Origin of the sequence: Cryobacterium psychrotolerans, from assembly GCF_900101115.1 — a bacterium.
Taxonomy (GTDB): domain Bacteria; phylum Actinomycetota; class Actinomycetes; order Actinomycetales; family Microbacteriaceae; genus Cryobacterium; species Cryobacterium psychrotolerans.
Window position 1 is genome coordinate 1 of the sequence record NZ_FNFU01000036.1, and the last position, 7407, is coordinate 7407.

Sequence of the window (7407 nt, forward strand, 5' to 3'; positions counted from 1 at the left end):
GAGTCGATCGAGACGACCCAGTCCAGCTTCCCCAGCTGATCGCTGCGAGACTGCACGGCCGTCAAAATCCTCTGCCAGGTGCCGTCCTTGGCCCACCGGTCAAACCGTTTGAACACGGTATTCCACGGCCCGAACCGCTCCGGCAGATCACGCCAGGGCGAACCCGTGCGAAACCGCCACGCGATCCCCTCGACGACCATACGGTGATCCAGCCAGGGCCGACTTCGCCCCTGGACCTGTGGCAGCAACGGCTCGATCACGGCCCACGCCTCATCAGAAACCACATCACGCTCATGCATGATCAATGGTCGCCCAGGCGCACCCGAAATCACTTGATCAACACGCCCTAGAGGCCCTTGCCGCCGGTGACCGGCAGGACCGCGCCGGAGATGTACGATCCCTCGTCGGAGGCGAGCAGCACGTAGGCAGGGGCGAGTTCCGCGGGCTGGCCGGCGCGGCCAAGTGGGGTGTCTTGCCCGAAGGTCGGCAGCTTTTCGGGCCAGCCGGTGGCGGGGATGAGCGGGGTCCAGATCGGTCCGGGCGCCACCGCGTTCACACGGATGCCCTTCGGGCCGAGTTGCTCGGCGAGTGCCTTCGTGAACGCGACCTGCGCCGCTTTTGTCATCGCGTAGTCGATGAGCGCCGAGGACGGGTTGAATGCCTGGATCGACGTGGTCGAGATGATCGACGCGCCGGGCTGGAGATGCGGGATCGCTGCCCCGGCGATCCACATCATCGAGTAAAGGTTGGTGCGGAAGACGCGGTCGAACTCCTCGGTCGGAATCGTCTCGAGCCCGTCCCGGTTCTTCTGGTACGCGGCGTTGAGCACGACGATGTCGAGACCGCCGAGCGCCTCCACCGTCTGGTCGACGACGCTACGGCAGAAGCCCTCCTCCTGCACGTCGCCCGGGATCGAGGCGGCCACGCGCCCGGCCTCGGTGACGAGGCGGAGGGTCTCGTCCGCGTCGTGCTGCTCCTCAGGCAGGTGGACGATCGCGACGTCGGCGCCCTCGCGCGCGAACGCGATCGCCACCGCCCGTCCAATGCCGGAGTCGCCCCCTGTGATGAGCGCGCGACGGCCCTCAAGTCGGCCCGAGCCCTGGTAGCTAGACTCGCCGTGGTCTGGCAACGGATCGGTTCGATCGGTGAGCCCGGGCTGCTCCTGTTCCTGCTTCGGGAAGCCGTCGGACTTGTAGCGGGAGCGGGGGTCGATGAGCGCAGCCATACTTTAGCCACTCACTGATGGGATGCCAAATCAAGCCCCTTGCACGATCTTGACAACGGCGTATCGTCGCAAACATGCCAGGTGAACGGAACAGAATCCAAAGGTCTACGGCCGATCGGCGGGGACGCGCTCCCGTGACTGACCCCAAGGATGGCCCGGGCGATGTGGATCAGGCGGCGGTCGGCTAGCCCGAGGAGTCGTTCGGTTCAGCCTGGGGCGCCAACGACGAACTCACGACCGGCGACGCATCGATGAACGCGAACCGCGGCTTATCGGGCTGGGAAAGGAAATGCAGATGGGACGTCATTCGATAAACCACCACCTAGAGTTCGGCGACCGCGCCGCGCCGTCGTCGGATACTCCGGCATCTCCGTCGCCCGCGGCGTCGGACGCCCCTCGGCCGTTCGAAACTGCGCCCGCGGCGGCGCCAGACGAGCCGGACGACCACTCGGTGCCGCAGACCGGCGGCACCGGGAGCTCCCCCGTACACGCGCTGGTCTGATGGCGATGTTCGGCCCCGAGGGCAGCCAGCCCAACGACCCCGACGGTCTGATGAACGATCAGGTGATGCCCACTGCGGATGGTCAGATGGCCTCGAACACCACGGAGGAGGTCGTCCCGCCGAAGTCGGACCGCTCCGCGGCGGAGGACCGGGGAACTCGGAGTTCGAAGCCCAGGAGGGCAGGCGCGAGGAGACGGCAGGCGCGCCCGCCGTGAGCGTGCCGAGCGACGGCAAACTCGACGGTCGGCGACGAGCCGACATAGGCGGGCGCGACGACCCGACGATGATGAGCCATCATCGTCGGCCTCGGCGAAGCGCCTCCATCTCCCTACTCGAGCACCGTCCGGGGTGTGAGCGAAGCGCTCGAGCGTTGGGCACGCGGACGACGATGGCCGCGTTCCGCTGCCGGGCATGAGAGAGCCAGCCGCTACGGCAGCGTGCTCCCCCGATCTGCAAACACCCCCGCGCTAGATCCGAGTCTGACGAAGCGAGGAATTCGCTCAGCGTCGTCCACCGTTCGAGTCGTCACGTTCGATCGCGACGTACTGGTCGAGGAGGCGGAGCGACCGCGTCGCCATGTTGCCGCCTTCCGACCGCTCGATCTCGAGCGCCGTGCGCATCGCGTCGATCTTCTTCCCCGCGGTGCTCAGCGGCGGTAGGAGCGGCACGGCGGGATCGGTGTGGAAATGAAGGACGTAGGGACGATCGCTCGCGAATGCGCGATCCCAGGCGTCGCCGAGCTCATCCCGCATTCTCACGACCTCGCCGGCGAGGCCGATAATGCGGGCGTGTTCGGCGTACGGGAAGGCCGGGAGTGCTTGGCTCGCCGGGAATCGCGGCGAGCCCTCCTCGCGTTGCTCCCAACTCACTTCGGCGAGGTCTCCGTTGTCGAACACAGCCACAATGAAACGCGGGTCGGGCCAGCCCTGCCACCGCGAGGCGACAGTCACGAGCTCGGCGATTCCTGTCATCTGCATCCCACCATCGCCGGCGAGGACCACGACTGGCCGGGCGGGGTCCGTCAGCTTCGCTGCGATGCCGTAGGGCAGCCCGCATCCCATGCTCGCCAGGGTGGATGACACGTGCGCCTGAACGCCGGGAGGAAGCTGTAGCTGGCGGGCGTACCAGTAGACGACGCTGCCGACATCGAGTGCGAGGGCGGCATCGCCGGGGAGGCGGCCGTTGAGGGCCATGACCACGGCCTCGGGATTCAGAGGATCCGCATCGACCTCGGCACGCGCCACGCGGATCCGATGCCACCGGCGCACGGCATCGTGCACTCGCGAGCTCCAACACTCCCGATTCCTCAGGCGTACCAGCGACAGTAGCGAGCGCAGCGCGGGCTCGGCATCCGACGTGATCGCTACTTCGACGGGATAGCGGTTGCCGATGGCTGCGGGGTCGATGTCGATCTGCACGGCACGTGCCTGGCCTGGTGCCGGATAGAACTCTGTCCAGGGGTCGTTTGAGCCGACGATGAGGAGGCAGTCGCACTCGCCGAGAAGTTCGGCACTCGCGGTGCTGCCGAGATGTCCCATCGTCCCCGCCACCAGCGGATGGCTCTCATCGACGTATGGCTTGCCGAGAAGGCTGGTGACGATAGCTGCACCGAGCGACTCGGCGAGTTCGATGACGGCCTCTTTCGCTTCGGCGGCGCCACGCCCGACAAGCATGACGGGTCGCTCGCCGACTGAAAGCAGCTCCGCTGCGGCGCGGAGCTGATCCGAGCTGGACCGCACCTCCGGAGGGGAGTACGTGGCGCTCGTCACGACGACGCCGTGCTCGTGGGGGTGCTCGGGGGCGTCCGCGGACTGGACATCGTGGGGAAGGATGACGACAGCCGGACCGCGGCGGCTTAGCGCCTTGCGGAAGGCGCGATCGATCACCATCGGGATCTGCTCGGCCGATGAAACTTGCGCGACGTACACGGCGACATCGGCCATGAGGGTCGCGATGTCGACTTCCTGCATGTAGCCGGAGCCGAGCACGCTCCTGTGCTGCTGCCCGACGAGGGCAACCACGGGAGCCCCGTCGAGCTTGGCGTCGTAGAGGCCGTTGAGCAGGTGCACCGCTCCCGGTCCCTGGGTGGAAACGATCACGCCGACCGTGCCGCCATACTTGGCCTCGCCGACCGCCATCAACGCGGCGTTCTCCTCGTGACGCGCCTGGATGAACGTCGGTCTGCCGTTCGCACGCCGGAGTGCGTCGAGGAGACCATTGACGCCGTCGCCGCTGTAACCGTAGACCCGCGCGACCCCCCAGTCCCGCAGCCGCCGCACGATGAGATCAGAGACTGTGAGTCCCTGGTGCTCATTTTCCTCCGTCATCGCACGCCCCGTGGGTTCGGGCCGATGCGGAGCAGGGCCGGGCTCACGGCTCGTCGAGTTTGCCCGAGCTGCCCGCGCTCGTGAGTTGCTGCAGGTCTTCGGGCAGGACTCCCCGAACCGTGTCCATGACAAGACTTGCTGCTTCGTCGATCACTTCGAACACGACTCGCGCGAGGTAGGCAGCCTGCGGATCGTCGACGCCGGCACGGTCGCTGATCCGATGGATGAACTCGTCGCGGTCGAACCGTTCGCCAGACTCATGCAGTGGGTCGGCTGCCACCCGCCGCAGGTTCTCGCCCACCTCATGGGGAAGCTGCGCCGCAAGGTTATCCGCGAGGCCAGCGGGTATCCGCTCGGCAAGAGTCTCAAGGGTCGAACGGACTGCACGGGCCGCATCTGCTCGAGTGCTGAGCCGTGCCCGGTTCTGCACCTGGCCCATCAGCGTGTCCTCGTCCATCACCACTCCTCGTTACTTGCGCGCCATCTGATCCGAACGACGAGTTAGGTCGAGGGTCGCGACGGAGGCTCGAGCGACCTCAGGTCAGGTCTCCTCGCCTTGGAGTCGTTCAGCCAGCATCCGCTTGCCCTGTTCGCCGGCCTTGCGATTGTTGTGCTGGATCTTGCTGAACCATTCAGCAAGATCGCTGTCACCCTCGCGCTCCGCGTCCTGGATGTAGGTGTCCAGCTTCCAGATGTTGTACAAGGAAGCCTCCAGCGCCCAGATCAGGTTGTAGTTCTTGTCCCGTACGGGGCTCTCCGGTTCGTTCGCCATGTCGGTCGTCTCCTGCCAGTCGCGGCATATCACCTTCGTCGGATAACTCCATCGTGAAACATCACCAAGCTAAGAACAACGGGGTTGCATCGGTCGCATCGACGGCGTAGCGTCAAAATGCGAGAAGAGGTGAAAACCACAGATCGCATAGGAAGGCTCCACGTGGTCTAGTGCCACTGGAGCCTTTCGCTATTTGAGGCGGGTTCTCCTGCGCCCGTCCTGGGAAGGGGCGAGGGTGATGCGTGCTGATCGACTGGAAGGGCCTGAGACAACGTGGGTGATCGTGCTCGACACCGGTGACGAGGTCGTCGAGTCCCTCACCTCCTTCGCCCGCGAGCGAAGGATCCTCGGTGCCTCGATCAGAGCTATCGGCGCATTCTCGTCGGTTCGGCTGGCCTACTTCGAGTGGGATTCCAAGCAGTACCGCACGTCGGTGGACCTGAGCGAGCAGCTTGAGCTCGTCTCGCTGATTGGCGACATCGCCGAGAAAGATGGCGAGCCGCAACTCCACGCGCACGCTGCGGTCGCTCTCGCGGACGGGCGGGTGCTCGGCGGACATGTGCAGACGGCCATCGTGCGGCCGACCTGCGAGGTGATCCTCACGGCGACCCCCGAGCCGCTTCGCAAGAAGGTGGATCCCGAGACCGGGCTCGCGTTGATCCGACCCTGAGCACCGGCCGGGTCGAAACGAGTGCTCCTCCGGCCTGGGCGCAGCCCGCATTCCTGGGCGTTCGGGGGAGATCGGCGCCGGCGCCGAGCCTCGCGCCTAGCGTTCATAGGTATGGACGAGAGCGGAGAACGAGGAAACACCACGCACGGTCCGGAACTGGACGACAAGCTGAAACAGGAGACCGGCGGGATGACGCAGGGACATGGCGCGCCGCACGCCGAGCCGTTCCGCGAGACCGAGCCCCTCCCCGACGACACCGACGCACCCGAGGTGGATCGGGCATTCCGTCACGAGCCGCCCGATGGCTCAACCCATGGCTGAGCTCGCCGACCTGCTCACCCGTCCGGGAACCTGGACAACGCTCTACATCGATGGGCCGGACGGGTCACCCGCGCCCGAGCGGGATGCGCGCCGGACGTCGATCCGCGATCGGATGCTGAGGGCCGGTACACCGGAGCCGGACGTGGAGGTGGCGCTGGAGCTGCTGACCGACGACGGTCCGCCCGCCCCTTCGAGCCTGACCATCCTTGTGCGGGACGGCACGGTCGAGCTGGACGAGTTCCACCCCCGGGGCGCGGATCGGGCCGGAGGTCGTGACGCACGGTCGAGTGCCGCGCATCGTCCCGCTACTGCGGGAGCGCGCCCAAGACGTCCCGTTCCTGATCGTGGAGGTGGGGCGTGAAGGCGGGCGGCTGCGTCTGTCGCACGGGCGCCCCGAGGCGGTCGACCGCGAGCCAGGATTGGCTCGGATCGCGTTAGGCCCGAAGAAGCATCAGACACCCACCGTTGCGGCGACTATTCCCGCGGTAATCACCGAGACGATCGCGATCGCGATCAGTCCCGCGGCCAAGAGCCGGAGACGCCGACGTCCCCGAGAAACTGTCACTCGGACCACGAGCATCCCGCCGTACAGGGCGGCCACTGTAATCGCCCCGGTCAGGGCCACTCCGCTCGGCGGCAGGCTGGTCATGGGGATGAGCACACTGAGCGCAATCGCAGTGAACAACGCTCCCACAACGAGCCAGCTGCGACCCGACGAAGTGGTCAGGGCAGGCTGGCTGGTTACCCGAGTGGGATCAGACACAACAGCTCAGCGCCTCGTGGTTTTGCCAGCCACGCCCGCTCGCCGACGAAGCCAAGCCCCCATCGCCGTGGCCAAGAAGAGTACGACTGCGATGATCGCAAGCCAGAAGAGTCCCTTGATCGTGAAGCCGATGATCGCAAGCACTAACCACAGCACGAGCAGGAAGATGATGAAACCGAACATAACCCGAGGTTACGCCGACAAGATTGGACAGCCCAGGGCCTTGCGCCACCGGCGGATGCGGCCTACGTACATGGATGGAACGACCCGGCCAAGCAGGCCACGAAAGAGCGAGGCGTGCGAAGCCCTCGGTCGCCATCCACGCGCGACCCGCCGCTTGAGTTGGCGAAAGTGCAGCCCGTGTACCCGGATGGCCTGTCGATGTTGCATGAACGAACAGAATGCCCAGGACGTTGCTGTCGTACTGAGTGATGTTCGCCATCGGCAGCCCGAACCCGGCGAGCAGTGGGGCGCCACCTTCCACGCCGTTATCGCCTGAAGCGCAGTTGCACACGCCCTGATATGGGGTGTGGTTTGTCAAGTGGGCAGGGGTGAGCGGCGCCCTCGCCCGTCGGTGGGACGCCGCTCGTTCCGGTCGCGTGGGTGGTGACGCGCGGGTCGTGTTCGACGCGTTGTCACTCTGATATGCGCGGGTTGGTTACCGCATGACGGTGTGTTCGGCGGGGCGTTCACGCGAGTCTAGAGATCGAGCGTGACCCGGTGTGCGGGTCGCTCATAGGGCGTGTCGCGAGTCGCCCGGGACGCTGCCGTCACCACTGTTCGCGGCCGGAAGCCTCGGGACCGGTTAGGTCATCGCAGCCAAAGAC

The 7407-nt window shown here is 66.3% G+C and carries 10 protein-coding genes; 2 read left to right on the forward strand and 8 right to left on the reverse strand.

Going from position 1 to position 7407, the window contains the following annotated elements; all coding sequences use genetic code 11:
• The 6 genes from BLQ39_RS15225 to BLQ39_RS15250 all read right to left on the reverse strand — a co-directional run.
• On the reverse strand, nt 1–299 hold a 299-nt coding region (locus BLQ39_RS15225; protein WP_143006469.1), incomplete at its 3' end, for an IS5 family transposase.
• Between the two features lie 47 nt (nt 300–346).
• Complete coding sequence (locus BLQ39_RS15230; RefSeq protein WP_092325317.1) at nt 347–1225, reverse strand: SDR family oxidoreductase; 879 nt, start codon at nt 1223–1225, stop codon at nt 347–349.
• A 584-nt stretch (nt 1226–1809) separates the two neighbouring features.
• Nucleotides 1810–2025, reverse strand: a complete 216-nt coding sequence (locus BLQ39_RS15715) for a hypothetical protein (RefSeq protein ID WP_135109401.1) — start codon at nt 2023–2025, stop codon at nt 1810–1812.
• Nucleotides 2026–2227: 202 nt separating this feature from the next.
• A complete protein-coding gene (locus tag BLQ39_RS15240) occupies nt 2228–4054 on the reverse strand; it encodes a thiamine pyrophosphate-requiring protein (RefSeq protein ID WP_092325321.1) in 1827 nt (608 codons plus the stop codon).
• A 43-nt stretch (nt 4055–4097) separates the two neighbouring features.
• Nucleotides 4098–4511, reverse strand: coding sequence for a DUF2267 domain-containing protein (locus BLQ39_RS15245; protein WP_092325323.1), 414 nt, complete (start codon nt 4509–4511; stop codon nt 4098–4100).
• 84 nt (nt 4512–4595) lie between these two features.
• Nucleotides 4596–4826: a hypothetical protein gene (locus BLQ39_RS15250; protein WP_092325325.1), complete on the reverse strand. Its 231-nt coding sequence runs from the start codon at nt 4824–4826 to the stop codon at nt 4596–4598.
• Nucleotides 4827–5064: 238 nt separating this feature from the next.
• On the opposite strand from BLQ39_RS15250, the gene BLQ39_RS15255 reads away from it, so the two are divergent.
• Nucleotides 5065–5496 (forward strand): PPC domain-containing DNA-binding protein, encoded by a 432-nt coding sequence (locus BLQ39_RS15255; RefSeq protein ID WP_092325327.1) that lies wholly within the window; start codon nt 5065–5067, stop codon nt 5494–5496.
• A gap of 111 nt (nt 5497–5607) precedes the next feature.
• The gene (locus BLQ39_RS15260) at nt 5608–5817 is read left to right on the forward strand and encodes a hypothetical protein (RefSeq protein WP_092325329.1); all 210 of its coding nucleotides are present in this window, start codon (nt 5608–5610) and stop codon (nt 5815–5817) included.
• Between the two features lie 451 nt (nt 5818–6268).
• Here BLQ39_RS15260 and BLQ39_RS15265 read toward each other — a convergent pair whose 3' ends face one another.
• On the reverse strand, nt 6269–6580 hold the full coding sequence (locus tag BLQ39_RS15265) for a hypothetical protein (RefSeq protein ID WP_134575436.1): 312 nt from the start codon (nt 6578–6580) through the stop codon (nt 6269–6271).
• 6 nt (nt 6581–6586) lie between these two features.
• Complete coding sequence (locus tag BLQ39_RS15930; protein ID WP_166784488.1) at nt 6587–6763, reverse strand: hypothetical protein; 177 nt, start codon at nt 6761–6763, stop codon at nt 6587–6589.
• Nucleotides 6764–7407 lie beyond the last annotated feature (644 nt).

Excerpts from the sequence above, each read along its gene's own strand:
- BLQ39_RS15230 (WP_092325317.1), bottom strand. The coding sequence starts at position 1,225 with ATGGCTGCGCTCATCGACCCCCGCTCCCGCTACAAGTCCGACGGCTTC.
- BLQ39_RS15715 (WP_135109401.1), bottom strand. The coding sequence starts at position 2,025 with ATGATGGCTCATCATCGTCGGGTCGTCGCGCCCGCCTATGTCGGCTCG.
- BLQ39_RS15240 (WP_092325321.1), bottom strand. The coding sequence starts at position 4,054 with ATGACGGAGGAAAATGAGCACCAGGGACTCACAGTCTCTGATCTCATC.
- BLQ39_RS15245 (WP_092325323.1), bottom strand. The coding sequence starts at position 4,511 with ATGGACGAGGACACGCTGATGGGCCAGGTGCAGAACCGGGCACGGCTC.
- BLQ39_RS15250 (WP_092325325.1), bottom strand. The coding sequence starts at position 4,826 with ATGGCGAACGAACCGGAGAGCCCCGTACGGGACAAGAACTACAACCTG.
- BLQ39_RS15255 (WP_092325327.1), top strand. The coding sequence starts at position 5,065 with ATGCGTGCTGATCGACTGGAAGGGCCTGAGACAACGTGGGTGATCGTG.
- BLQ39_RS15260 (WP_092325329.1), top strand. The coding sequence starts at position 5,608 with ATGGACGAGAGCGGAGAACGAGGAAACACCACGCACGGTCCGGAACTG.
- BLQ39_RS15930 (WP_166784488.1), bottom strand. The coding sequence starts at position 6,763 with ATGTTCGGTTTCATCATCTTCCTGCTCGTGCTGTGGTTAGTGCTTGCG.